This is a genomic window from Spirulina sp. LEGE 11439, from assembly GCF_059821285.1.
In genome coordinates this window covers 177,080-201,591 of record NZ_JCAMRX010000002.1, presented here as the reverse complement: position 1 = coordinate 201,591, position 24,512 = coordinate 177,080, and the positions used below count along the sequence as shown (strand labels likewise).

At 43.5% G+C, this 24,512-nt stretch carries 25 protein-coding genes; 9 read left to right on the top strand and 16 right to left on the bottom strand.

All coding sequences use genetic code 11. The features are described 5' to 3' along the window. Positions 1 to 288: 288 nt before the first annotated feature. From AC6RV6_RS02265 to crtB, 3 genes are all read left to right on the top strand, one after another. A complete protein-coding gene (locus tag AC6RV6_RS02265) occupies positions 289 to 606 on the top strand; it encodes a hypothetical protein (protein WP_500238659.1) in 318 nt (105 codons plus the stop codon). A gap of 63 nt (positions 607 to 669) precedes the next feature. Further along, the gene (pds, locus tag AC6RV6_RS02260) at positions 670 to 2,082 is read left to right on the top strand and encodes a 15-cis-phytoene desaturase (RefSeq protein ID WP_500238656.1); all 1,413 of its coding nucleotides are present in this window, start codon (positions 670 to 672) and stop codon (positions 2,080 to 2,082) included. A 162-nt stretch (positions 2,083 to 2,244) separates the two neighbouring features. Then, positions 2,245 to 3,201 (top strand): 15-cis-phytoene synthase CrtB, encoded by a 957-nt coding sequence (gene crtB / locus AC6RV6_RS02255; RefSeq protein ID WP_500238655.1) that lies wholly within the window; start codon positions 2,245 to 2,247, stop codon positions 3,199 to 3,201. 55 nt (positions 3,202 to 3,256) lie between these two features. Here the strand turns inward: crtB and AC6RV6_RS02250 are convergent, their stop codons facing one another. Next, positions 3,257 to 3,793, bottom strand: a complete 537-nt coding sequence (locus AC6RV6_RS02250) for a dihydrofolate reductase family protein (protein WP_500238653.1) — start codon at positions 3,791 to 3,793, stop codon at positions 3,257 to 3,259. Between the two features lie 109 nt (positions 3,794 to 3,902). Next, the gene (locus tag AC6RV6_RS02245; protein ID WP_500238652.1) at positions 3,903 to 4,838 is read right to left on the bottom strand and encodes an NAD-dependent epimerase/dehydratase family protein; all 936 of its coding nucleotides are present in this window, start codon (positions 4,836 to 4,838) and stop codon (positions 3,903 to 3,905) included. Between the two features lie 216 nt (positions 4,839 to 5,054). Here AC6RV6_RS02245 and AC6RV6_RS02240 point away from each other — a divergent pair, with 216 nt between their 5' ends. Both AC6RV6_RS02240 and AC6RV6_RS02235 read left to right on the top strand, forming a co-directional pair. Then, positions 5,055 to 5,231: a hypothetical protein gene (locus AC6RV6_RS02240; protein ID WP_500238651.1), complete on the top strand. Its 177-nt coding sequence runs from the start codon at positions 5,055 to 5,057 to the stop codon at positions 5,229 to 5,231. 20 nt (positions 5,232 to 5,251) lie between these two features. Then, positions 5,252 to 5,569 carry a hypothetical protein gene (locus AC6RV6_RS02235; RefSeq protein ID WP_500238650.1) on the top strand — a complete coding sequence of 106 codons (318 nt, stop codon included), beginning with the start codon at positions 5,252 to 5,254 and terminating at the stop codon, positions 5,567 to 5,569. A gap of 20 nt (positions 5,570 to 5,589) precedes the next feature. On the opposite strand, the gene crcB is transcribed toward AC6RV6_RS02235, so the two are convergent. Further along, positions 5,590 to 5,958, bottom strand: coding sequence for a fluoride efflux transporter CrcB (crcB, locus tag AC6RV6_RS02230; protein WP_500238649.1), 369 nt, complete (start codon positions 5,956 to 5,958; stop codon positions 5,590 to 5,592). An 80-nt stretch (positions 5,959 to 6,038) separates the two neighbouring features. Next, a complete protein-coding gene (gene truB / locus AC6RV6_RS02225; RefSeq protein ID WP_500238646.1) occupies positions 6,039 to 6,938 on the bottom strand; it encodes a tRNA pseudouridine(55) synthase TruB in 900 nt (299 codons plus the stop codon). Positions 6,939 to 7,293: 355 nt separating this feature from the next. On the opposite strand from truB, the gene rpaB reads away from it, so the two are divergent. Further along, complete coding sequence (rpaB, locus tag AC6RV6_RS02220; protein ID WP_500238644.1) at positions 7,294 to 8,082, top strand: response regulator transcription factor RpaB; 789 nt, start codon at positions 7,294 to 7,296, stop codon at positions 8,080 to 8,082. Positions 8,083 to 8,167: 85 nt separating this feature from the next. On the opposite strand, the gene dps is transcribed toward rpaB, so the two are convergent. The 3 genes from dps to serA all read right to left on the bottom strand — a co-directional run bounded on the left by dps (position 8,168) and on the right by serA (position 11,353). After that, on the bottom strand, positions 8,168 to 8,680 hold the full coding sequence (gene dps, locus AC6RV6_RS02215; protein ID WP_500238642.1) for a DNA starvation/stationary phase protection protein Dps: 513 nt from the start codon (positions 8,678 to 8,680) through the stop codon (positions 8,168 to 8,170). Between the two features lie 186 nt (positions 8,681 to 8,866). Beyond that, a complete protein-coding gene (gene prmA, locus AC6RV6_RS02210) occupies positions 8,867 to 9,754 on the bottom strand; it encodes a 50S ribosomal protein L11 methyltransferase (RefSeq protein WP_500238639.1) in 888 nt (295 codons plus the stop codon). Between the two features lie 18 nt (positions 9,755 to 9,772). Further along, positions 9,773 to 11,353: a phosphoglycerate dehydrogenase gene (gene serA, locus AC6RV6_RS02205; RefSeq protein ID WP_500238637.1), complete on the bottom strand. Its 1,581-nt coding sequence runs from the start codon at positions 11,351 to 11,353 to the stop codon at positions 9,773 to 9,775. A gap of 124 nt (positions 11,354 to 11,477) precedes the next feature. On the opposite strand from serA, the gene AC6RV6_RS02200 reads away from it, so the two are divergent. Then, the gene (locus AC6RV6_RS02200) at positions 11,478 to 11,978 is read left to right on the top strand and encodes a hypothetical protein (RefSeq protein ID WP_500238636.1); all 501 of its coding nucleotides are present in this window, start codon (positions 11,478 to 11,480) and stop codon (positions 11,976 to 11,978) included. 250 nt (positions 11,979 to 12,228) lie between these two features. Further along, positions 12,229 to 13,485, top strand: coding sequence for a methionine adenosyltransferase (gene metK, locus AC6RV6_RS02195; RefSeq protein WP_500238635.1), 1,257 nt, complete (start codon positions 12,229 to 12,231; stop codon positions 13,483 to 13,485). Positions 13,486 to 13,545: 60 nt separating this feature from the next. Here metK and petE read toward each other — a convergent pair whose 3' ends face one another. The 6 genes from petE to AC6RV6_RS02165 form a co-directional block, all read right to left on the bottom strand. Continuing rightward, positions 13,546 to 13,926 carry a plastocyanin gene (petE, locus tag AC6RV6_RS02190; protein ID WP_500238634.1) on the bottom strand — a complete coding sequence of 127 codons (381 nt, stop codon included), beginning with the start codon at positions 13,924 to 13,926 and terminating at the stop codon, positions 13,546 to 13,548. A 110-nt stretch (positions 13,927 to 14,036) separates the two neighbouring features. Continuing rightward, entirely contained in the window at positions 14,037 to 15,374 is a 1,338-nt protein-coding gene (locus AC6RV6_RS02185; RefSeq protein ID WP_500238633.1) for a Sll1247 family protein, read from the bottom strand. Between the two features lie 312 nt (positions 15,375 to 15,686). Beyond that, positions 15,687 to 16,418, bottom strand: a complete 732-nt coding sequence (locus tag AC6RV6_RS02180; RefSeq protein ID WP_500238632.1) for a hypothetical protein — start codon at positions 16,416 to 16,418, stop codon at positions 15,687 to 15,689. Between the two features lie 44 nt (positions 16,419 to 16,462). Continuing rightward, positions 16,463 to 16,909 carry an SRPBCC family protein gene (locus AC6RV6_RS02175; RefSeq protein WP_500238628.1) on the bottom strand — a complete coding sequence of 149 codons (447 nt, stop codon included), beginning with the start codon at positions 16,907 to 16,909 and terminating at the stop codon, positions 16,463 to 16,465. A 69-nt stretch (positions 16,910 to 16,978) separates the two neighbouring features. After that, on the bottom strand, positions 16,979 to 18,415 hold the full coding sequence (gene zds, locus AC6RV6_RS02170) for a 9,9'-di-cis-zeta-carotene desaturase (RefSeq protein ID WP_500238625.1): 1,437 nt from the start codon (positions 18,413 to 18,415) through the stop codon (positions 16,979 to 16,981). Positions 18,416 to 18,535: 120 nt separating this feature from the next. After that, on the bottom strand, positions 18,536 to 20,653 hold the full coding sequence (locus AC6RV6_RS02165; RefSeq protein WP_500238623.1) for a flavin-dependent dehydrogenase: 2,118 nt from the start codon (positions 20,651 to 20,653) through the stop codon (positions 18,536 to 18,538). Between the two features lie 137 nt (positions 20,654 to 20,790). Between AC6RV6_RS02165 and AC6RV6_RS02160 the strand changes: the two genes are divergently transcribed. Next, positions 20,791 to 21,027: a hypothetical protein gene (locus tag AC6RV6_RS02160; RefSeq protein WP_500238622.1), complete on the top strand. Its 237-nt coding sequence runs from the start codon at positions 20,791 to 20,793 to the stop codon at positions 21,025 to 21,027. A gap of 44 nt (positions 21,028 to 21,071) precedes the next feature. Here AC6RV6_RS02160 and AC6RV6_RS02155 read toward each other — a convergent pair whose 3' ends face one another. The 3 genes from AC6RV6_RS02155 to AC6RV6_RS02145 form a co-directional block, all read right to left on the bottom strand. Continuing rightward, a complete protein-coding gene (locus AC6RV6_RS02155; protein ID WP_500238621.1) occupies positions 21,072 to 21,686 on the bottom strand; it encodes a Uma2 family endonuclease in 615 nt (204 codons plus the stop codon). A 118-nt stretch (positions 21,687 to 21,804) separates the two neighbouring features. Then, positions 21,805 to 23,451, bottom strand: a complete 1,647-nt coding sequence (locus AC6RV6_RS02150; RefSeq protein WP_500238619.1) for an ABC transporter substrate-binding protein — start codon at positions 23,449 to 23,451, stop codon at positions 21,805 to 21,807. Positions 23,452 to 23,554: 103 nt separating this feature from the next. Next, positions 23,555 to 24,478, bottom strand: coding sequence for an FkbM family methyltransferase (locus AC6RV6_RS02145; RefSeq protein ID WP_500238618.1), 924 nt, complete (start codon positions 24,476 to 24,478; stop codon positions 23,555 to 23,557). Positions 24,479 to 24,512: the final 34 nt, after the last annotated feature.

Below are 24,512 nucleotides of genomic sequence, written 5' to 3'. Positions count from 1 at the left end.
CCTCTTTTTTGTCAATCTCGAATGTCGAAAAAGTTTGGGGAATAATGGGGAAACAAGATGCGATCGCGTCTTAAGATTTCTCCATAACTCCAAAAATGAAACCCGAAAAGTAAGCTCGACAGGATTCGTTTCCTATTCGAGCAGGGTTTCTTAAATTTCAAATTGCTTTATTGAGCTACTGATAGAGAATTGTACACGGGAGCGCCGCTTTTCCCTAGCGCAGGCGATATCCCCTTGGAATCCGAGACGTTTTCGCGCAATCTAGAACTGAAACCGAATTGGAGACCCATGAACGAATCAGAGAATTTAGAATTGCAGCAGCTTGCGGCTCAACTGGCGGAAATTCAAGAGGCGATTGGGTCTTTAGCGCAAGACTATCGCGGTGACGCTTGCGCTTTACTTTCAATCTTGCGATCGCTCGAGTCTATCCATCGCCAAATTCGCGAGGAGTTATTTTTGGCGGCTTTGCCAGATAATCGTCGAGAGTTGGCTCGGGTTTTACGCGATATTGAAGAAACTGGCGGTTGGCCTTATATCGAGCGGATGCGATTGCAGGCGCTTTTAACGCATTTTCAGGAAAATTCCCCGAAGAATGAGCAAATGTAACAAATTGCAACGTATAATGGCTAGATGAAAAAAATGTAAACAAATTTTAAGAATTATCCTCAAATGCGAGTTGCGATCGCCGGAGCAGGTTTGGCGGGATTATCCTGCGCGAAGTATTTAACGGATGCCGGGCATATCCCAATCGTCCTCGAACGTCGGGACGTTTTGGGGGGGAAAATTGCGGCTTGGCAAGATGAAGAAGGGGACTGGTACGAAACCGGTCTACATATCTTTTTTGGCGCATATCCCAATCTTCTGCAATTGTTTCGGGAATTGGGCATTGAAGACCGCTTGCAATGGAAAGAGCATGCGATGATCTTCAATCAACCCAACGCCCCGGGAACTTACTCCCGTTTTAATTTTCCCGATCTTCCCGCCCCTTGGAATGGGGTAATTGCCATTCTTCGCAACAACGATATGTTGACTTGGGCAGAAAAAATTCGCTTTGGTATTGGCTTAATTCCAGCGATGATTCGCGGTCAATCCTATGTGGAGGAAATGGATCGATATAGCTTTTCAGAATGGTTGCAGAAACAAAATGTGCCGCCTCGGGTGGAAAAAGAAGTCTTTATTGCCATGTCGAAGGCGTTAAATTTTATTAATCCCGATGAAATTTCTGCCACAATTCTGCTCACGGCATTAAATCGCTTTTTGCAAGAGAAAGAAGGCTCGAAAATGGCTTTTCTCGATGGTTCTCCTACCGAGCGCCTTTGCCAGCCGATTGTGGATTATATTAGCGATCGCGGCGGTGAGGTGAAGTTAAATTCCCCTTTAAAGGAAATTCTCCTCAATGAAGCGGGTTCGGTACAAGGCTTCCTCCTACGGGGGATAAACGGGCAAGCCGATTGGACATTGGAGGCAGATGCCTATGTCTCGGCCATGCCGGTAGACCCTCTCAAGGTCATTTTGCCCTCAGCGTGGCGAGAAATGGATTATTTCCAGCAGCTTGAAGAATTAGAAGGGGTTCCAGTGATTAACCTGCACCTCTGGTTCGATCGCAAGCTCACAGATATCGATCACCTGCTTTTCTCGCGATCGCCTCTGCTGAGTGTTTATGCGGATATGAGCAACACCTGTAAGGCTTATGCCAATGACGATCGCTCCATGTTGGAATTGGTTCTCGCCCCGGCCAAAGATTGGATTTCCCAACCGGACAAGGAGATTATTGCCGCGACAATGTTGGAGTTAGAAAAACTTTTCCCACAACATTTTACCGGGGAAAATCCGGCGCAGTTGCTGAAATCCCATGTCGTCAAAACTCCGCGCTCGGTTTATAAAGCCACCCCGGGTCGCCAAAGCTATCGTCCTTCTCAAGTGACCCCAATTGCAAATTTTTATTTGAGTGGGGACTATACCATGCAACAATATTTGGGAAGTATGGAAGGCGCGACCCTATCCGGCAAACTGACGGCGGCTGCGATCGCCACAGATGCCACAACCCGGGGAAATCCTCAATTTTCTTTGGCAAACTCTTAACAGTTTGCTCGTGAAAGGATAAACCCCTTAATCGTTGACCTTTCTTGGATTGGAAATTAAAATTTCCCTCAGTCCCCCTTGAATGGGACAATCCTAATGGCCAATTGCCTTCGGTCAATAAAATCTCACCCACTCTTCCCTCGGAAACGTTTCACCGGATGAATGCTGCAACTGCCTAGACCCGAACAAAAAACGCAAAGTTCTCTCGCATCCCTCGCGGAGGCTTATGAATACTGCCGCCAAGTGACGGCCACTTATTCCAAAACGTTTTATCTCGGTACTTTACTGATGCCGATGGCAAAACGTCGAGCAATTTGGGCAATTTATGAATGGTGTCGCCGCACTGATGAGTTAGTCGATGGTCCGAAGGCACGGTTGACGACTCCCGATACTCTCGAGCGCTGGGAGAAAAATTTAGAATCGGTCTTTGCGGGAAATCCAGTAGAATTGCCCGATGTAGCCCTTGTCGATACGATCGAGCGCTTTCCGGTGGAAATTCAACCTTTTCGCGATATGATCGCCGGACAGCACATGGATTTGTATCGCTGTCGTTACGAAACATTTCAAGAATTAGAGCTTTATTGCTATCGCGTCGCAGGAACCGTTGGACTCATGACGAGTCCGGTGTTGGGTTTTGCCAGCGATCGCGCTTTGTGTCCTTGGAATCAAAACAAAGTGGGCGAAATAACAGGTGAAATAACAGAAACGGCAACCGAAGAAGCGATCGCTCTCGGGATTGCCAATCAACTCACTAATATCCTGCGAGATGTCGGGGAAGATGCTGGACGAGGGCGCATTTACTTACCCTTGGAAGATTTGGCGTTATTTGATTATACGGAAGAGGATTTATTGAATGGAGTCGTGGACGATCGCTGGCGGGAGTTAATGCGTTTTGAGATTCAACGCGCTCGCAAGTTTTATCGCTCGGCAGAGCGAGGAATTAGCGCCCTGACGCGGGATGCACGCTGGCCGGTTTGGTCGGCGCTGATGCTCTATCAAGGGATTTTGGATATTATCGAGCGCAATGATTATGATGTGTTTAGTCAGCGTGCTTTTGTTCCCAAATGGACAAAAATGTGCTACCTCCCGATCGCATGGTTGAGAGCGCAGGCATTGTAATTAATTATCAAGTATCAATTGTGAGCGATCGGTACTATTTCTTTTTCTCCGTTCACTATTTGTTATTCTTTGGAACGACATTGTAAGAGAGTTTAACGATTCCGCAATCATATTTTTTCATATCCGATAAGGCTAATTTGTACGGGTTAATATATTCTTGAAATAAAGGAATACCAGATCCCAAAACGAGAGGATTGAGTTTAATAATTACGCGATCGATTAATGCTTCATTCATGAGAGTTGAGGCAAGATGGGAGCCTCCACATAACCAAAGTGGTTTTTCAGATGTGGCCTTCAAATCCCGCACAAAATTGGGGATATCTTTCTGAATTAACTCAACTGCTTTATCTGGGCTTATTTTCATAGTTTGTGAAAATACGATTTGTCTTAAATGAGGGTAAGGACTTGTTTTTCCTTCGCGAAGCCCCACTTCATACGTCTTGCGACCCATCAGTACAGTCCCAAAACTTTCCAAATCCGAAAAAAAGTCGGCGATAACTTGCTCGTCCCATTCAAAATCATTAAAAGAACCATCTTTTCGGGCAATGAAGCCATCTAGACTGGTCGCCACATAATAAACTAAATTACTCATTTTTTGCGCTCTTTTTGGGGAAATTACATTCTCAAAATATTAATGAATTCTCATCCTTTTATTGAGGGATCGCATTCCCTGAGTTCAGAAAATGCGATCGCCAGATCGGCTAATTTGCGTTTAAAATTTCATCGTCAATTGAGAAATCAATCTCTTTCTTATCGCGTCCCGAGACCAGATAATCATGAGTAAAGGAGTCTTTTAAGCCGGAAACAAGGTCAAATTTCGGTTGCCAATTCAATTCTATTTTGGCTTTATGAATATCGGTAAAGAAATGCTGGACTCGTAATGGAAAAGCCTTGCGCTTGCCAAAATCAAATTGTTTCGGGTCAAAATGAACGAGTTTAATGTCTTCTGGCGATTTTCCAGCCGCTTCAGCGCAAGCTAAAGCCAAACCTTTGAATGTGATATAGCGATCGCCAGAAATATTATAAATCTGTCCTTTTGCTTTTTCGTTGCCTAAAATTGCCGCCATTGCCATTGCTAAATCTTGGACGTGACCCAATTGCGTGATGGCTAAACCATCTCCCGGAATAGGAATGGGGCGATCTCGGACAATGCGATCGAAAAACCAAGCTTCGACATCGTTATAATTGCCGGGTCCGTAAATATAAACCGGACGCACGGAAGTCCACGGGAGTCCCATTTCTTCGAGGTAGCTTTCTGTTTCATGCTTGCCTTTATGACGGCTTTTCGGGTCTACGGGATCGCCCTCAATATGGGGCATTTGTTGAGATTTCAAATAAACGCCAGCAGAACTAACATAAACAAAATGCTGGACTTTATCTTTAAATAATTCTACAAGCGGTTGCGTATCGCTTACTTCTCGCCCGTTATTGTCAAAAATAGCCGCAAAATTCTCGTTTTTCAGTTTATCTTTTAACTCACTGGCGTTTTTGCGATCGCCGTGAATTTGTGTAATTCCGTCTACGGGTGCGGGTTTGCTACCTCGATTGAATAATACAACTTCATGACCGCGATCGACGAGAATCTTGGTCAGCGACACCCCGATAAAACGAGTTCCACCCATGATTAAAATTCGCATTTTCCCTCCTTTTTTGCTATTGCTCTCAACGATCGATTACGCATTACCAACTATGAGTTGAGTCATGACAATATTTCCATTAAACCAGAGATCGACATCAGGAGCGGTGGCGCGATCGCGATCGGGGTATTGTCTATTATGTTAGAATAACAGACAACGATAAAGATGAAGCAAAAATAAAACTTTAAGATTTAAGAAAAAAGGAATTCAAGTCTAATGAATTTGGAAACAGTAGGAGCGTATAGCCTATTTTCTTTATTGGCTGCTGACGTGATTATTAATATCATTCGGATTGTCAAAAATGGAGAAAATCGCGTTCAATTGGAAGAAAAAATTCAGGAACTAAAGATTCAAATAGAAAAAATAGAACACCATTCTAAACCAACAGAATAGTCTAGAAAAAAGAAAGTCAAATGAATCAGAAAAAAGCGATCGAAGTAGAGAAAAAAACACCAAAATCCATCTTGAACAGTTTACAGGAACACTCGATAGTTATTATTGATTTACTAACGATAATTTATTTGATCGCTCTATTTTTAAAACAGTATACATTATGTTTTGTTTTTATGATAATCTGCTTGATTATTTCTAAACTAGATTCAATTTACAGTGATAAAAAAAAGGAAAAACAATGGTTGGAAATGAAAGAAACAGAAATAAAACAAATTAGATGGAAACTCGAAACTCTTGAACAACAATGGCAAGATAGAAATAATGAAAGAACATCTTGATATAGCAATTATCAGCGAGTTTATCTTTTAGCCAACTCAAATCCTAATAATGCTGCTGTCAAACCTGTAAAAATACTCAACATCAAGTAGAGCATTAAATCGATATGAGCTTTATCTTTCAGAGAGAGACTTTGTTCGTAAATAAACGAAGAAAAAGTTGTAAAACCGCCACAAAAACCCGTTACTAATAATAAACTCCATTCGCGCGGTAAATTATATCTTTCGATCGCGCCGATAAAAAAACTAATCAAAAAACAGCCGATAATATTAACGGTAAATGTACCAAGAGGCAAGTTACTTTGCCAGCGATCGCCGATCCAAGTGCCGACAAGATACCGACTCGTACTTCCCAGTCCACCAGAAAAGAAAATAATCAGAAGATTTTTCATATTGGTTATTAGTTATTAGTTGTTTGTTATTGGTTTTCTTCTTTCTTTTCCTTTGAAAGGATATAGAATTGTTTTATTTGCTAAACTAAAACAGTTTTGGGAATAAGTTGCCATTCTCCATCAAGATTGACTTGCTTACCAATACCAAGAAAGTTCTTTTCTTCATCATAAACTCGCACACATATTTCTACTTTCTCTTGCTTTCGATCTTTCTCTTGTCTGTCAATTTTTTGTCCCTGACACCATCGTTTAGCAGTATCTGTTTCTAAAACGATCGCCTCTAGATGTTGGAGGGGAATTTCTGGGGCGATGGGTTGAAATGGTTCTTTTTGAATCGCATTTTCTAAATCTTCCAGAGTTATGCTATCTTTTAATTCTAAACCACAACTCTTCACTCTCACTAATTTTGCTAAAGTCCCTCCCACTTCGAGTAATTTTCCTAAGTCTCGTGCAATTGAGCGAATATAAGTTCCTCCTCCGCAAGCGATCGCTAACTCAACTTCGGGAAATTCTCCTAAATGCCAATTTAAAATCTCAATGCTGTTAATTTCAACGATTCTGGCTGGGACTTCCACCTTTTCCCCTGCTCTAGCTAATTCGTACATCCGCTTTCCGTCTCGTTTAATAGCACTGTAAATGGGAGGAATTTGTTCAATATTGCCGATAAATTGCGGTAATATTGCTCGAATTTGTGCTAACTCGATCGCACAATGCGATCGCTGTTCTAAAATTTCTCCTTCGAGATCGTCTGTTGTCGTTTGCATGCCCAAGCGAATTTTAGCATGGTAGGCTTTCTCTTTCGGTAGATATTGTAATAAGCGAGTTGCTTTGCCGATCGCGATCGGCAAGACTCCTGTTGCGGCGGGGTCGAGAGTCCCTCCATGTCCGACTCGCTTTAATTTGAGCAGTCGCCGCACCTTGGCCACGCAATCATGGGATGTGAATCCGGAAGATTTATTGAGGTTGAGAAAACCCAACATTCTGTAGACCTAAAAAATTGACTTGAAAAAACGACTTGAAAAAAATCATCATGATTTTCTTGACAAATATTCTGCTGAGTTTTATAGCAGCTATCTATCTCTTTCGTCTAAAATATCACTATAAATAACTTCTATAAATCATCCTCTCAACTCCTGTCAATTCTTTTGATGTAAATATTTGTTAACTTTCTGAAAAATTCATCTCTCTCCTCAGACAGAAAAAAGACAAAAACAATATTTTTTGAGTTTTAGAGGGAATATTTTGTTTGCTTAAAGGTTAGCGATCGTGATATGATTCAGAATAGTAAAAAACTCAGTTTATTATCTGAATTAGTTTAACTAATTCTTGCGAAACGTGACAGACCACAAGGGGAAAATCCTAGTGGTAGACGACGAACCAGCAGTCAGACGAATTCTTACAACTCGCCTGACTATGGCAGGCTACGAAGTCGTTACCGCTTCTGATGGCGAAGAAGCACTCGCTTTGTTTGTTCGAGAAACGCCAGATCTCGTAATTCTTGATGTGATGATGCCCAAAAAAGATGGGTATTATATTTGTCAAGAAATTCGCAAAGAATCTGAAGTTCCTATCATTATGCTAACAGCTTTAGCTGATGTAGCCGATCGTATTGCAGGATTGCAAATTGGAGCAGATGATTATTTAGTAAAACCCTTTTCTCCCAAAGAATTAGAGGCAAGAATTCAAACCATTTTGCGTCGGTTTAAAAAGATTGGCTGGCAAAATTGTAGCGATCCCGGTGTCACGCAAATGGGGCTTCTCCAGATCGATCCCAATAAAAGGAGGGTTTCTCTTGGCGATCGACCGATTCGTTTAACCGAAATTGAATTTAATATTTTGCAGTTGCTTATTGCTCAATCTGGAGAGCCTATTTCTCGTGCAAATATTTTGCAAGCCATTTGGGGCTATACTCCCAGACAACCGGGAGATTTGCGGCTGGTAGACGTTCATATTTCTCGGTTGCGAGGCAAAATTGAAGCCGATCCCAAACAACCCGAATTTATAGTCACAGAACGAGGAATGGGTTATTCTTTTCAGAATTTAACCACAACTGCCAGTCAATACACAAGTTCAGAACTTGATGGCAATCTTGCCGAAGAATTACCCATTACCAGTTCCCCATAAGAAATTCGAGCATGACAAATTCGGGAAAGGCAAAAGTCTAGTTTAAGACGATCGCCTTCCTTCACTTTTTCTTTAACCCGATTTTTTACCCGAGCAAATGAGCTTCTAAAAACCAGAGACGTTTATCGATCGCCCGGGAGATTTCTGTATACAGATCTGCCGTATCTGCATCTCCTGCCGCATCGGTTTTATCGATCGCCTCGCGCAGGTGTTTGCCATAGGCAGCATAGCGATCGGCGAGGGCAACGAGATGTTCTTTCCCACTCACGGCATTCAGAGGATATTCGGGTAAGATTGACGCTTCGGCAGCAACGCGAGCCGTCCCTTTCGCAATAGCTCCGAGGGCGGTAATTCGTTCTGCTACCATATCAACAAATTCTTCTAATTCGCCTGCCATTTCGTCAAACATTTCGTGCAGTTGAATAAAATCCATTCCTTTAACATTCCAATGTGCTTGCTTGGTTTGGGTTTTCAAATCCAAACTGCTGGCGAGGGTTTGACTGAGAATACTCACCACGGTGGTGCGAATATCGGCGGCGAGATCGATCCGCGTGGGATAGAAATCGGTTTGAGGCTGAACGACTTGTGCTGCTGTCACGATCGCATCTCCTTGTTAGTGTCTGTAATTTTTCAGAAATCGTAAATTAATTGTGGCTATGAGAGCAAACTCATAGAGCAAACTCATAACGAGTTCGCTTTTTATATCATAGTCATAATGACTTCGACTTGGCAAGATAGAGCGGAAAAAAAGAGAAGAGTCGAGCGACTCTTCTCAAAAATTCAATTAAGGTTTCCTCACATTAAAACAGCACCATTCTCCTCGCTTCCAGAGCGTCGCCACCACCCAGCCTTGTTCTTCGAGGCGATCGGCGATCGGCTTGGCTTGGTCGAGAAGAATGCCACTGAGAATGCCCCAGCCTTTGGGTTTGGTGATTTCTGTCATTTGAGGAATCATTTCGATAATAATTTCCGCCAAAATATTACAAACAATACCATCGACTTGCCCGCCAGCCAATGGAGAAATGCGATCGATGCTTCCCTTTTGCACAATTAACTGTTGGGCATCAATTTGATTGAGATCGCGGTTAACCGTAGTAGATTTAACGGACATGGGATCGACATCTACAGCATAGACTTGCTTGGCACCGAGTAAAATTGCCCCAATGGAGAGAATCCCCGAACCACAACCGATATCCGCGATCGCGATCGCATCCTCATCATCCGAGAGCCGCATTTCCAAAGCCTCCAAACAGAGTTGAGTGGTGGGATGAGTTCCCGTACCAAAAGCAGCCCCTGGATCGAGGCGAATAATGGCGCGATCGCTATCTTCTGGAGGAGTGAGCCAAACCGGATAAATCAGCAAGCGATCGCCCACCTCCTGCGCCTGCCAATATTGTTTCCAAGTGCTGCCCCAATCCTCCTCATCAATTAACTTCCATTGAGTCAAAGGCAGAGGCATCTCGATCGCGAGAGCATCTTGACGCAACCAGAGAGACAAAGCCGCCAAATCCAAAGAACGCGCCAACTCTTGGGGGAAATATGCTCGCACCGACAAAGATTCCCCTTGTCGTTCGCTTGCCGTCCCCTGACAGCCAAAATCATCCAGCCGCCAAAAGACCAGATCTTCTAAGATCGGCTCGCACAGAACATTAATTTCCCACCAATTGTTCATTGTTCGCTATTCATTGTTTTAAAGCATTACCGTATAGGCATCACTAATTCCCGGAATCTCAGTGATTTCTTGTAACAATCCATCCGGGAGAGGATCGTCTAGACTTAAGGCCATAATGGCATTACCTCGCACAATTTGGCGACCCACCTGCATACTGGCAATATTGACATTAAAATTCCCCAACAACATCCCCAACCTGCCAATAATACCGGGCATATCTCGATGCAAAGTGAAGAGCATATGGGAACTTGGCGGTAAATTAATCGGGAAGCCATTAATATTGGTTACCCGAATTTCCCCATCTTCTAATAAGACCCCAGTTACAGAATGTTCTCCTAAAGAACCGTGGGCATCGAGATGTAAAGAGCCAGAGTAATCAGAAGTCGAAGCATCTTTCGTTTCAATCACCCGAATGCCCCTTTCTTTAGCTTCAATACTGGCATTGACATAATTAACCCGTTCCCGTAACGCTTGGGAAAGCAACCCTTTCAAGGAAGCCACAATAATCGGCTGACTTTGTTCGGTGGCTAAATCTCCTTGTAAGCGGACAGTAAACTGGTCGATGCGTCCACCAGCCAGTTGTCCCACCAAATTTCCCAAAGTTTCCGCCAATTGTAAATAAGGCTTGAGTTTCTCCATCACATTGGGATTTAAACCCGGAATATTGACCGCCGATCGCGCCTGAAGTCCCAATAAAACATCCCGAATTTGTTCGGCCACATCCACCGCCACATTGACCTGAGCTTCAGCCGTAGAAGCACCCAAATGAGGAGTGAGGACGATTTTTTCTCCCACATCTCGCAACGGCGATTCTGCCAACGGTTCGCTATCAAAAACATCCAAAGCGGCTCCGGCAATTTTGCCTGCTTGTAAGGCTTCAGCCAAGGCCGCTTCATCAATAATTCCCCCTCGGGCGCAATTAATAATGCGGGTGGTGGGCTTCATTTTCGCGAGGGCTTCAGCATTGATTAAATTTGCCGTTTCTGGAGTTTTGGGAATGTGGAGGGTAATATAGTCGGACTCTCGAAAGAGAAAATCCAAATCCACCAAACGACAGCCCAATTGTTCGGCACGTTCGGAGGAAATAAATGGATCGTAAGCGAGAATTTTCATCTCCATTGCCTTGGCCACAGTAGCCACATGGGAACCAATTTTCCCCAAACCGACGACCCCGAGGATTTTTTTATAAACCTCTGCCCCCACGAAACGCTTGCGATCCCATTGTCCTTCCTTCAAGGATTGGTTGGCAGCTGGAATATGGCGCGACAGAGAGAGCATCATGGCTAGGGCGTGTTCGGCGGCGGCCGTGGTATTCCCTTCTGGAGAGTTAACCACGACAATTCCTCGACGGGTCGCGGCGGGAATATCAATATTATCAACACCTACCCCCGCCCGTCCGATAATTTTGAGTTGCGTTCCCGCATCAATGACTTCTTGGGTTGCCTTCGTTCCCGATCGCACCATCAGGGCATCGTATTCGGGAATAATCTTTATGAGTTCTTCTAGAGGGAGTTTGGTTTTGACATCCACTTGGGCGACTTGGGAGAGAATGTCAATTCCCGCTTGGTCGATGGGGTCGGAGACAAGAACTTTGGCCATAACGATAAAAACAAGTTTAAGAAACTACGAGTTATGAGTTTTGCAGTAACGCAGTAGGCATTGTATCGAGAAATGCACCATAATCAAGGAGTTCATTGCAAAGATTTTGGATTTCCTAGGGTTTATGAGTTATTTAATCGCAGTATTGCGCGATCGCATTTCAGCAGAAGAGGCTTATACTGCTTTAGAAAAAGTTGGCATCTCGACGGATCTCCTCACAATTTTAGGTCGGGGTTACAAAAGTGCTGATGAGTTTGGCTTTATTGACCCGGGGCAACAGGCAAAGAAACAAGCACTTTTTATGGCGGCATGGCTGATTCCTTTTGGCTTTGCGGCAGGATTTACCTTTAATGCGATCGCTCACACGAATGTTTTTACATGGACGGGACAGTTAGGAAATAATATCCTCGGCGGACTTTTGGGAGCAATGGGGGGAACAATGGGCAGTATTTTTGTTGGTGGCGGCGTGGGCTTATCTCAAGGAGGTGGGGACGCACTCCCCTATCGCAATCGTTTGGAGGAAGGTAAATATTTAGTCGTCGTCCAAGGGTCAACACCCACCCAAACCAAAGCCGTCCCAATTTTGCAACGGTTTAATCCGGAAATGTTGAATAATTATCAATGAGTCATGAAATCGCGAGAAGGTCTGTCAATCAATGGAACAACAAACAGAGAACCGCGATTAAAGAGAATAAACCCCAAGGATTATCGCGATCGCCTCTCTGACCGATGGTCACAAAATTCAGATATGGGGATGATATTGTCAAAAGGAAGAGCGTTAAACATTCATTATCGGGAAGAGGTCATTATTGACTACTCAGATTATGATGGTGTTTGCTGGCATCTTAATTAATGAACTAAAGGAGAAATACATATTGTCTCGTCGTTATCTTTTTACCTCAGAATCCGTCACTGAAGGACATCCCGACAAAATTTGCGATCAAATTTCGGATACGATCCTAGATACTTTACTGGCAGCAGACGAATACAGCCGCGTTGCTGCCGAAGTTGTGGTTAATACGGGTTTAGTTCTGATCACTGGCGAAATTACCTCTCAGACCCACATTAACTTTGTCGATCTGGCGCGGAAAAAAATTGCTGAAATTGGCTACACTGATTCCAGTAATGGTTTTGCGGCTGATAGTTGTGCCGTCCTCGTCGCCCTCGACGAACAATCTCCCGATATTGCCCAGGGGGTTACTAGCGCCCAAGAAGAACGGCATCAGTTAAGCGATGATGAACTCGATCGCATTGGTGCGGGAGATCAGGGGCTAATGTTCGGGTACGCTTGCAACGAAACTCCCGAATTGATGCCCATGCCGATTAGTTTGGCACACCGGATCTGCCGTCGCTTAGCCGCCGTTCGCAAAACCGGAGATCTCCCTTATCTCCGTCCTGATGGCAAATCCCAAGTGAGCGTTATTTATGAAGATGGCAAACCCGTCGGCATCGATACGATTTTGATTTCCACCCAACACGCTCCCGCGATCGGCGATTTGACGGACAATGAAGCCATTCAAGCCAAAATTAAAACCGATCTCATGGAAGCGGTGGTCAAACCTGTTTTTGCCGATATTGAGGTCAAACCCGATCGGAATACTCGCTTTCTCGTCAATCCTACGGGCAAATTTGTCATCGGTGGACCCCAAGGGGATGCGGGCTTGACAGGTCGGAAAATTATTGTCGATACTTACGGCGGTTACTCTCGTCACGGCGGCGGGGCATTTTCCGGCAAAGATCCCACCAAAGTCGATCGCTCGGCGGCCTATGCTTGTCGTTATGCGGCCAAAAATATCATCGCGGCGGGACTGGCAGAAAAATGCGAAGTACAGGTCAGTTACGCGATCGGCGTAGCGCGTCCTGTCAGTGTTTTGGTGGAAACTTTCGGTACGGGTAAAGTCGATGAAGAAATTCTTTTACAATTAGTACAGAAACATTTTGAACTGCGCCCGGCTGGTATCATCCAAACCTTTAATTTACGTGGTTTGCCCAAAGAACGAGGCGGACGTTTTTACCAAGAGATCGCCGCTTACGGTCATTTGGGACGGACGGATCTCGATCTACCGTGGGAACGAACCGATAAGGCTGAATTGTTGAAATCAGAGGCTTTAGGGGCTGCTGCAACAGTTTAAATATAAAGGGAGGGGCATTCAATCGAATGCCCCTCCCTTTGTCTGAGAAAGATATGAATTTTACTCGACAACGAGTTTACCCGTCATCCCGGCACCCTTGTGAGGAGAGCAGTAGAACGTGTAAGTTCCGGCAGCAATATCGTTGGGAATTGTAACGGAATGAGAATCTGTGGGACGAATTAAGGTTTTCGTTGGGGCCATTCCCAAGGAAGTCAGGGGTTCTTGGTCAAAAATAATATTGTGGGGGGCAAGTTGATTGTTTTGGAATTTTACCGTGTCTCCCGGTTTGACGCTGAGTTCGGCGGGATCGAATTTGAGTTGGAAAGTATCCGTCCCCATTTTGACGGTGTAAGAGTCAGCCGCAGCCGGAGATGCGGAGAGGGCGAAGGCGGCGATCGCGAGAAGGACGGTAGAAAGAACTAATCCAAGTTTCTTGAACATGATCTTTGACAATGTGTCGAATTTAACTGCAAGAATTATCTTATCAGGAAATTCGACAATCTGTAGAATTTTATTTTTTTCGAGTCTAGAGAGGGACGGCAAGCGATCGCTTATTCATTCTCTATGGCTAATTTCGTGTCGCGAGTAATTGTCAAAACAACCCGCAATGTTTCGAGAAAACCGATGAGCCATTGACATTCTGCCTCGGGCTGGGTCTCACATTCTTTAATAAGGGCAACCGTACAAAAGATGAGGTGCTTGTAACTGCTCGGACAGATCAGAATAATTTTGAGTAAGAGGGTTGCCAATGTTAAATGCTTACCACATTTGGTTAAAAGTGTAAAGGGATGGCTCGAACTTTCCCAATCGGGTTTGAGGAGGAAGGCAATTAAACGCTTACAGATTCTTAGCAACAAACTTCCATCGACAACTTTATCATTGTATTGGGGATAAAGAGATTCTAAGTAGTTGGCAATACTGGCTTGCAACCATGTTGATGTTTTGCTGGGTTTCAGTGAAAACAATAAATACTTGAGAAGACTTTGTTTGAAATCTTGATAAATAATTCCTTCTGTTTGTTTGAGGAAAATGTTGGCGACTCCACGATAATTGTGATTTTTGCGTTTGACGAGAATTTTTTGAATCAGGCATAAAGTACGGAGGCTTAAAAGTGTCGGATTTCGCTCGCTTCTTTGGGTAGAGTTGGGTAAATTGGCATGAGCTAAACACAAAGCCAATTTGAATTTAAATTGCTTATTAAATTTAGCAGCCAGCAATTTTGCTGCATCTCGATGTTCTCTCGAATAGTTGGAATTGAAAGATTGAGCCATTAACAAATATGCAGTGTAACGATTTTTCCAACTCGTTTTTTCTCCTAATTCTTGGCGATCGCAGGGTAAAAACAACTGGAGACTTTTAAAGTATTTGCTTTGGTTAAACCCTAAAACCCATTCTTTTAATCTTCTCCGAGTGGGATGGAGATTTTTATAAGGATTTATCTCATTTTTTAATAGGTTTAATAGAATGACAATATATTTCTCTTGTTTTCTCACAAGCCATTGCTTGATTAAAATACAGCAACACCGATCTAAAAGAGTAAAGAAATCTTCTTCGCGATTGAGAACGATTAAATCGTATAAAGATTGTTCGATCGCTTTACCAACTTGATTATTTTTAAGAATAAATAAATCTTTAAAGTAATCGATCGCGCGTTGGGGAGATTCGCTACTGGCAACTTCTGTAAAAAAGTTACAAATTACGGTTTGAGAATCCTTTGTGTTGCGACGAACAGAGCGATCGAGAGAATTCTTGTGCTGAGGGCGCAAAGGCGTTACATTTTGGAGCTTAGAATACCGCATGGGAGTGAATGTACTGGAAAATGCAGTCGGGAACTCAGGATCGCGATCGCTAGCTTTCCGTAAAAACAAGAAATTTTGGTCGGCTCTCATCTATTAACTCTCCTCGGATGCCGTTGAATGGGAGTGTTACATAAGTAGTGATTTTGGAAGCTGTAAGCCTTGATATAGCGTGTCTAGATCGCTACATCTTTATTACTACTACCCCTGAATGAATTATACGAATTTCCCTCTAGATTTGAAAATTGATGCGATCGATCTTATTGAAAAAAATACATTGACGAGAGGAAAATTAAAGATTTGATGAAGAAGCAATGCAGTTGAGAAGTTAAGAATGTTCGCGATCGAAAGAATTTGCAAGTCTTAACTTATTCAAAATGTACGTTATTTTAACAATTTTATCTACTAGTTACTCCCCAAATCCTTGAGATGAGCGCGAACCGCACTTAAATAGCCCGGATCGTATAAATCTTGTGTTGTCAATCGTCCTTGAATAATGCCCGCCCGGATCAGATCCGTTGCATTGACTTTTCCCGACTTAGTAGAGTGAATTAAAGTGTTGTAACCCGGAATCCCCGAATCTCGAAAGCCGCCATTATAAGCGCGGTGAACTAAACTAAACGGAGAAATTTTTAGTTTTTCAGGAATTTTCGTGCGGCTGTAATAGGGGCGAGGATAATAGCCATAACTTTTATTAGCAACTTCGATCGCTTCTGGAGTTGTTTGTTCTTGAATTTGAACTGAGTTGAGTTTTGCTTGTTTTTCTAAGGAAAAATCGGGAGAAAGGGTTTCTGGAGGAATAGTTTCAGGAGCGATCGCGATCGCTTCTGTAAAATTCTCTTGAATTTGCGGTTGTTGGGGTACTTCTGGCTCAAATACTTCTGGTGCAGCCATTTCCGCAAATGTTGACGCGGAATAATCTGCCTCTAAATCCTCGGAAAAATCTGAGACTAACTGGGTATAATCTGGCGTATCAAAAGCTTGAGGAATCTGGACTTCATTGCCATAAGCAACCCCAGAATGAACCGAAGCGACAACAGCTAACGCAGAAGTCGCCCCCACCCAATTGACCTTTCTCAATTCTGGTGTTTCTTCTTCCCAAGCCAGTGCTGAATAGGTATATGCCAGTGATTCCATGAGCTTTTTAGTAAACGCCAGTAAACGCCAGATTGTTTGCGAAATTAAGAGTTTTCTCGAACGCGAATGGTATATTCTCGAAATCGTTCTAAGTCTGCCTTAATAGTAGACTCAACCACGCGACCGACAAACAAATTATCCATAATTTGCCCGACAATTCCCGGAATGCTGTAAGCGATCGTTAAACGCACGATACTACTGGTATGGCGATCGTAAAAGCGAATTGCGCCACGATTGGGCAATCCATCGACGGATTCCCATTGGATAATTTGCTCGGGAACGAGTTTGAGAATGCGAGACAACCATGTAAATTCTAAGCCAGTGGTTGCCAATTTCCACCGCGAGAGTTCGGGATTATCTTTTTGAATGGTCACTGAGTCGATCCACTTCATCCACCGAGGCATCTGTTCTAAATCCGACCATAAACTCCAGACGAGATCGATGGGGGCATCTACTTCAATTTGTACGCTATGTTCCAGCCAGTCTGTCATTTGTGTTAGTTATTTATTGTTGGTTATTTGTTGTCTGCACTGAGCTTTGCCGAAGTGCTGCCTATTGCCTCACTGTTTAATTGTTTCTAGGATTGCTTTGGCGGCTTTGCGTCCAGAAATCGTTGCACCTTCCATGCTATCGATATAGTCTTGTTGGGTATAACTTCCGGCTAAGAAGAAGTTAGCGATCGCAGTCTTCTGATCGGGACGGTAGGCATCCATTCCGGGGGCTTCCCGATAAAGGGATTGAGCAAGTTTAACGACGCTATACCAAGTCATATTGAGTTCTCGCGCGGACGGAAACAATTCTCGCACTTGTTCGAGAACATGGTGAGCAATTTCCTCGTTACTCTTTTTAATAAAAGGATCTCCGGGGGTCAAAACCAACTGCATTAAAGATCCTTGTCCTTGTTTGTAATAGTCTCCCGGACTGGTGAGGGCGAGATCGGCAAAACAAGAAAAGTCTGCATCGGCAGTATAGAGAAGGTTGTCGAGTCCGGCGGCTTTTTGGAGTTGTTGACGTTGAGTGCGATCGCCCATTTCTGTCACCCAACCATCAAAGCGCAGTTGCACCGTTGCCACAGGAACCGTTTCTAACTGATAAATATTGTCGAATTGCGACCATTTTCGCCACGCTTGAGGCAAAAGGCGTTGAATGCCGGGGACATCACAAGCAGCGACGTAAGCATCGGCAGTAATGGTTTCTTCTGTGTCCCCGTTAGCGACGGTTATTCCCGTGACTTGAGGGGAATCTCCTTCTGTATAATGGATTTCTCGGACGCGGCGACGGGTGTGGATTTTGGTGTGATGTGCTGCTAAATAGTCGAGAATGGGTTGGTGCAGGTATTCTTGGGGAGAACCTTCTAGCATTCGCAGGATCGAGGCTTCGGTTTTCGCCGCGAAAAATTGGAAAATGGTTAGCATACATCTTGCAGATATATTTTCCGTGTCGATGAAGCCTAACGCATAGGCGATCGGGTTCCACATCCGTTTTAAACTGCCATTATTGCCGCCATGTTTGCGAAACCAATCGGCAAAACTAATGGAGTCGAGATCGCGGATAGTTTTCATTGCCCCTTCAAAGTCAATTAAACCCCAGACAAGAGGACTGGTTCCGAGGGCGAGGGAATTGGCAATTTTATCGATCGCACTCAGTTGAGAAGTGGTAAAAAAGGCTTTTAAACCGTGAAAAGGGGCTCCGGTAAAGAAGCGAAAATCCAGTTCCCCAATGCGTCCCCCTGTGTTGACAAAAGTATGTACGTGGTCTTTGAGACGCAGGTTATCGATCGCTCCCACTTTCTGCATGAGTTCAAACAAATTATAGTAGCAGCCGAAGAAAACGTGCAGCCCCATTTCGAGATGATTGCCCTCGGTATCGACCCAACTGCCTACTTTTCCTCCCACAAACGGGCGAGATTCAAAGATTTCCACCTCGCAACCCGCATCGACTAAATCGATCGCGGTTGCCATTCCTGCCAGTCCTGCGCCAACGATCGCAACCCGCATTCCCTTTATCCTGTTAATTTTTGCTTTACATATTTTAATGGATCGGAGGAAGTTATGGCAGTCGCGATCGCGTTCGGGGGAATTGTCTAGCGAGGAAGATATTGAAGCGATCGCCAAATTTTAATGAGTTAACGTGGTTTTTAAAGCCGATCGCAGACTGTTTTGACGTTTTAAAGCTGCTTGTTGTCGTTTGCGGGCAACTTCTGGAGATAAACCCATTCCTGCCGATAAGCGATCGCTCAGACTCGACAAGCGCAACCATAAAGCCGGATATTTTGACTCTAACCACTGATGCGATCGCTGCAACCATTTTGCCAGCAAACCTTGAAAACAAAAGCCTAAAATTGCCTCAAATGTAAAGATCAAATAACTGCCGATCCAACGTAGAAAATCTTTGGCACCCGCTTGTTTCCAAATCCAGACAATTAATAAGGGATTCATCAAGGCTGCTTTTATGGCAAGACGATTAAAAGTTGGCCAATTAAACTTATCTTTAATAAAAGTATCGGCAACTTCCGGCGGTTCTTCGGCTAATAAACCAAAGAAGGTATTTAACATCGCATTCACTCGCTGAGGGGGTAAAATTTTACCCGTCGGTACCATCATTCCCTTAGAAAAAAGCCACGTTACGGCAACATTACTCTGATAAGCGCGGATTTGGTTTAAATGTTTTTGAGTGAGTAAATCGTGTTTTAAGGCGGTATGGAGCAAATCCGTCAAACGTCCCAGATTCCTCACTAAAGAACCAAACCCGGTGAACACGAGAGGGGATTGCAAGGATGCCGCGTCGCCGATCGCAAGGAGGCGATCGAAAGCTACGGCGCGATCGCGACTGCCAACGCTAAAGTACCCCGGAATATAACCAAACGTCGCCTTTTTCCACACCAATTCATCCAGATTGCAACGACGATACTCCGGCAGAATTGTAAAGAAATCTTCATACATCTCTAATAAAGAACCGGGATTATCGGGATGAATCTGATGATAATGAAAAAGATAAACAGTTAATTCGTCCCCTTCCCCCGGAAACAACTCCCAAATTAACTGTCGCCCTCGAGAAATATCCCCATGAGAATTGAGAACGTCCCCATAAGTGGAATCCCAAACCTCCGGTGCAAAACCCTTGTCAATGACTGCCCCAACTGTCGGACAAACGCTATCAAAAGCACGTCCCTCATTGAGTTGCCAAGCGATCGGAGAAGCCGTCCCCATCGCATCAATTAATAAGCGCCCTGTGACTTGTTTTTCTTCTCCTGTAGAGAGATTCTCGAGCCATACCGTCGTGCTGTTTTTGCCAATATTAGCGCGAATAAACTCGGTTTCATCCCAGATTTCTCCGCCGGTTGCTTTTAATTTTTCCCCGCATAAGTGCAGGAGCTTATCTGAAGCGATCGCAATATTTAATACTGTCGGCGTATGCAAAACTTTTGCCTTCAGATGAGCAGGATTATTACCATCAAAAAACTTATTAAATCCGTCTTTGTATTCCCGTGCAATAACCGATTCAAATTCCTCTACCGTAAATAAACCCAAATCGATTAAACTTTGAAATTCACCGCGAGAAATATTCCATTCTCGGTTCATGCGGCCAAACTTTAAACGTTCCACCAAAAGGACGCGATACCCCAATCGTGCCATAACTGCGGCATGAATAACGCCCAATGCGCCGCCAATATAAATTAGATCGTATTCGGGTTGCTCCTTTTCTGATTTTTGATTATCTTGAAAGATAACTTGTTGAGGTTGCTGAGGGTTTTTGACACTTTCTCGCCAGCGTTTTTCCCACCAATAAGCACGATTGAGATCGTATTCTCCGTGGGGTATTTTTTGGAAAAAGCGTACAGTTTGAGGATAATAGGGGGTGAGAGCTTCAAAAATAGACTGTTGGGATAAATCAATTTCTGGAAGTTGGGGATATTGTTGGGGAAAGCGCGTCTCGATCGCAGTTTGTAATTGTTGTTGTAATTGTCGTTCTAAAGGAACGGGTTTTTCTCCCCAGCGAAAAACTTTGAGATAAGTGGTACGCTGAAGACTCCAAGTAAAAATTGTCAGTTCGCTTTCTGGAATTGAGACGGGTTGTCGTGAAGCACTATTTTCAGTCCTATTGGTAAATTGCAAGCGAATTCCTTGGGGTGTTATTATTTTCTGTCCAACCCGAGGTTGCCATTCCTGTTGCAGCCAGTCACAAACTTTTTGATTGTTGGGTGTTGGAATCTCTAAATATAAAAGTTCTCGCATTGTTTTTTATCGGGAATTGAATTTAGGGAAAATACGGAGTGAGTTGCGGTCAATTTACGCTACACTGTCGGATACCGATTCTTAAAACTCTTTAATAAACTTAACATTTTAACCAAACTATTCAACGCGATCGCATTATGAATTATTCCATCCCCAAAAGTCCAGAAGAAATACTCGCTTTGCAGAAACGTCCCCTTGATGAAGAATTAATCGCTACAGCGATCGCAGGAGTGGTTAATGTAGCGCGATCGCAGGGACAAACTTTAGACGATCTAACCGAGGAAGTGTTATGCGATCGGGGCGTTCTCGATCGCACCCAAAGACGTTGGTTGAGTGATTTAGTTACTCGGGCTTGGCAAGATATTCCTCTTTGATTTTGAATGCGTAGAAGGTCGAAAAACCTCGGTCTTTTGCTCAATTAAAAATCAAGGCGACGATAAATTTCTCTCATCGGAAGTTCAATATTATGCAAACTTTGTAAAACGATCGCATCTTCAAGACGATCGCAAACCTGCCATTGCCAGCGATTTTCATTGGCGCGATCGCTGTTGTAATATCGTTCTACATAGGCTTCGCTTTGACTGACGAGAAGATATTCGCAAAAACTGGCCAGCGATCGATATTTTCTGAACTTTTCTCCTCGGTCATATCCTTCTGTTGAAGGAGAAAGCACTTCAACAATTAATCGAGGATTGAGAATTTCATCTTGACGATTGTTATTAAATTCCGGTTCTCCATCAAGGACAAAAACATCGGCATAAGTTCCACAATTGAAACGGGGGATCCAGATTCTCAAGTCGCTATTATACAAGCGAAAATCTGTATCTCTCAGCACAAATCCCAAATGTATTAATATATTGGTTGCGATCGCGCTGTGAGTTTCTGTTCCCCCCGGCATAGCAATAATCTCTCCATTACAATATTCATGGCGTTCTTCTGCGATTTCTTCCCTTGCTCGGTATTCATCTGGCGTAATGCAAGGTACTGTTGCATCTGGAATAACATTGGGAGGATGTGTTGGAGCAATAACCACGATCGCACCTCGTAATAACTTAGAGTTATTGTACTATTTTTTTGTAGCGATCGCATTTCTAGCTAAAAAGTTTGCAGATGCGATCGCTTTCTTTTTTCCTTTCTCCTTGTCTTAGGTATTATCTTTTAGAAATTTCCCAGAAGGGAATATTTTGACTTGCATCCATTTGCACGCCCTCTATACCATTTTGAGCAAAGAGAAATTCTTTGTTTTGCCAGAGAGGAATGTAAGGAACATCTTCAGCGAGAGTTTCTTGCAATTCTTTAAAAATTGCTTTGCGCTTACCAGGATCGGTTTCTTGACGTTGTGCGTCGATGAGTTCATTGGCGCGATCGCTATAATAAAACGAGCCTTGGGTTTGGGATCCGCCTTCGGAACAGCCGCCTTCTTCTGACCCTTTCGCACAGCTTAAAAAAGGTTGCATGTAGTTATCGGCATCGAGAAAATCGGGATACCAAAAGACCATCGTAGCTGGATAAATACCTTCTTTAACATTCTTAAAGAAAGTCGCTCCGTCTACAGTTTCTGGTTCGATTTTTAATGCCCCGCCTAACTCTTGTTCGGCAAAGGCTTGTAAGGTTTGGGCGGCAAGGGTACGACTATTAGAAGAAGCGGGAAACCAAATGGGAACTACGGCGGGATTATCTGCGGAATAACCGGCTTTTTCTAAGAGTTCTTTGGCTTTGTCAACATTCGCATCCCCATAGGCTTTCTCAAAAGTCGGTTCGTAGGTATCAAAAGAAGTGGGAATCAAGCTATAAAGTTCATCCGCTTGACCTTTAAGAACCCGTTCTTTAATCAATTGGCGATTGACAATTGCCGCGATCGCTTGGCGAACTTCTAGTTTATCTAACGGTTCTTGGTTGCGGTTGAGTGATATGAAAGCAACTGCCGTACCGGGAGCTTCTATGACTTGTAATTTATCCGCTTCTGTATCTTCTAATAGGCTGAAAATTTGGTCGGGATCGAGAGATTGGGAAGCAATGTCAATGGCAGAGGTACGGACAGCATTGAAGAGATTGGCAGAATTATCATTATAGATTTGGATATCGATGCCTTTATTTTTGGGCTTATCTCCCCAGTATTTTTTAAAGACATCAAGACGAATGGTATCGCTATTAAATTCTGCAAGAGTATAAGGTCCCGAGCCGATCAATTCGCTGGGATTAAATTGTCCTTCGCCAATTTCATAGGCTTCAGGAGAGACTGCACAGGTTCCAGAAAAACCTAATAAGGCTGGAAAAGCGGCAAAGGGTTGTTGTAGTTTAATCGTTAAAGTGGTCTCGTCAGAAACCTCGATCGCTTCGACAATATCTCCAAGGAGAAAAGAAGGTTTTCCTCCATTTTTGATAAAGCGATCGAGGGAAAATTTCATCGCTTCGGCATTAAAAGCAGTGCCGTCATGGAAGGTGACATCATCTCGCAAAGAAATAGTATAAGTCAACCCATTTTCGCTAATTTCTGGCATCTCTGTAGCGAGGAGGGGTTTTAAATCTGTGGTGCCAGGTTCGTAAGCATAGAGGGTTTGACAGAGGTTATAAATAATCGCAGAGCCAGCAATTTCGTAACTATCGGCAGGATCGAGGGTGCGAGGTTTGTCTGTGGTACCGAGGGTGACGCGATCGCTATTTCTGGTTGCAGGGGAATTGGGATTTTCTTGAGAAGTTGGCGTTGTGGTATTACAACCGACAACGAGGAAGAAACAGAGGAAAAATACACTGAGAAAGCGTCCCAAAGGAGGGAAGGCTAAAAATCCTTTTTTCATATTCGGGTTTAAATTGTGTGCTTTGAATCTCAAGATTTTACAGGCTTTTGTCCTCAAAAAGCACAATCGCCAAAAAATGCGATCGCTAGACTTGTTTTCTCTTTTAAGCAAATCGATTCGTTTTTCCAGTAAGGATCGACCAGCCTCTTTGTTTTAAGCGTTTCTGGGCACGATCGCTCTCTAAAGTCGCTAAATAATTTGGCGGCTCCCACGGGTGAATAACGGGATAATTAGCCGGATAGAGCAAAGGCTTCCAAAAGCCTTTCCATAGCCGAAAAATCTGATAGCCGTAGGATTCTAGAAATTCTGAAGCAGGAGTGGGATAGCCTTGATGAGATTCAAAGAAGATATCGCGAATCTGTTGAGATCTGAGCAAATTTTCTGCACCCTGAAAAGCTGGAAATTCGTGTCCTTCAATATCGATTTTTAAAACACCAATTTTTGTGTTATCATTGAGAATATTATCTAATTTATTTAACTGGACTTCATAAATATTTAAAGTTTCTGTTTCATCAATAGATTCCTGAGTTTCAACGATCGCTGCTTCTCCACGATTATAAGTCGGCAATCTTAAAAATCCCGTGCCGACTTTATTGGACAATGCTATTTTTTTGACTTCAACACAATTCCAACCTTTGCGATCGCGCCAACTTTGAAGATTAAACTCTAATTCATCATAAATTCCCGGACAGGGTTCAAAGGCAATAACTCGACCAGATTTACCGACTTTTTCGGCCATAATTCCCGCCATATAGCCAATATTTGCACCAATATCGATCGCTATCTCTCCGGGAGTGGTCAATCGCCATAGAGATTCACTCAAAGCTAAATCGTAAATCCCCATAATCCACAGAGACCATTCAACTTTATCATTGGGATGGGGGCGAATGCGAAAAGGTATTCCCCAAGGTAACTCAATGCTTTTAAATTCATCAATCGGTTGATTGGGAGGACGGCCAATACGACGATAAATTTGTCGGGGTTGTAAAATATATTCGGGACGATTTAAGTAGGTCAGTAACTGCATTTTTGTTATTGGTTTATTGATTAATAATCTATGA

Bases quoted from the DNA above. Each gene is read 5' to 3' on its own strand.
- AC6RV6_RS02265 (WP_500238659.1), top strand. From the start codon at position 289: ATGAACGAATCAGAGAATTTAGAATTGCAGCAGCTTGCGGCTCAACTG.
- pds (WP_500238656.1), top strand. From the start codon at position 670: ATGCGAGTTGCGATCGCCGGAGCAGGTTTGGCGGGATTATCCTGCGCG.
- crtB (WP_500238655.1), top strand. From the start codon at position 2,245: ATGCTGCAACTGCCTAGACCCGAACAAAAAACGCAAAGTTCTCTCGCA.
- AC6RV6_RS02250 (WP_500238653.1), bottom strand. From the start codon at position 3,793: ATGAGTAATTTAGTTTATTATGTGGCGACCAGTCTAGATGGCTTCATT.
- AC6RV6_RS02245 (WP_500238652.1), bottom strand. From the start codon at position 4,838: ATGCGAATTTTAATCATGGGTGGAACTCGTTTTATCGGGGTGTCGCTG.
- AC6RV6_RS02240 (WP_500238651.1), top strand. From the start codon at position 5,055: ATGAATTTGGAAACAGTAGGAGCGTATAGCCTATTTTCTTTATTGGCT.
- AC6RV6_RS02235 (WP_500238650.1), top strand. From the start codon at position 5,252: ATGAATCAGAAAAAAGCGATCGAAGTAGAGAAAAAAACACCAAAATCC.
- crcB (WP_500238649.1), bottom strand. From the start codon at position 5,958: ATGAAAAATCTTCTGATTATTTTCTTTTCTGGTGGACTGGGAAGTACG.
- truB (WP_500238646.1), bottom strand. From the start codon at position 6,938: ATGTTGGGTTTTCTCAACCTCAATAAATCTTCCGGATTCACATCCCAT.
- prmA (WP_500238639.1), bottom strand. From the start codon at position 9,754: ATGAACAATTGGTGGGAAATTAATGTTCTGTGCGAGCCGATCTTAGAA.
- serA (WP_500238637.1), bottom strand. From the start codon at position 11,353: ATGGCCAAAGTTCTTGTCTCCGACCCCATCGACCAAGCGGGAATTGAC.
- AC6RV6_RS02200 (WP_500238636.1), top strand. From the start codon at position 11,478: ATGAGTTATTTAATCGCAGTATTGCGCGATCGCATTTCAGCAGAAGAG.
- petE (WP_500238634.1), bottom strand. From the start codon at position 13,926: ATGTTCAAGAAACTTGGATTAGTTCTTTCTACCGTCCTTCTCGCGATC.
- AC6RV6_RS02185 (WP_500238633.1), bottom strand. From the start codon at position 15,374: ATGAGAGCCGACCAAAATTTCTTGTTTTTACGGAAAGCTAGCGATCGC.
- AC6RV6_RS02180 (WP_500238632.1), bottom strand. From the start codon at position 16,418: ATGGAATCACTGGCATATACCTATTCAGCACTGGCTTGGGAAGAAGAA.
- AC6RV6_RS02175 (WP_500238628.1), bottom strand. From the start codon at position 16,909: ATGACAGACTGGCTGGAACATAGCGTACAAATTGAAGTAGATGCCCCC.
- zds (WP_500238625.1), bottom strand. From the start codon at position 18,415: ATGCGGGTTGCGATCGTTGGCGCAGGACTGGCAGGAATGGCAACCGCG.
- AC6RV6_RS02165 (WP_500238623.1), bottom strand. From the start codon at position 20,653: ATGCGAGAACTTTTATATTTAGAGATTCCAACACCCAACAATCAAAAA.
- AC6RV6_RS02160 (WP_500238622.1), top strand. From the start codon at position 20,791: ATGAATTATTCCATCCCCAAAAGTCCAGAAGAAATACTCGCTTTGCAG.
- AC6RV6_RS02150 (WP_500238619.1), bottom strand. From the start codon at position 23,451: ATGAAAAAAGGATTTTTAGCCTTCCCTCCTTTGGGACGCTTTCTCAGT.
- AC6RV6_RS02145 (WP_500238618.1), bottom strand. From the start codon at position 24,478: ATGCAGTTACTGACCTACTTAAATCGTCCCGAATATATTTTACAACCC.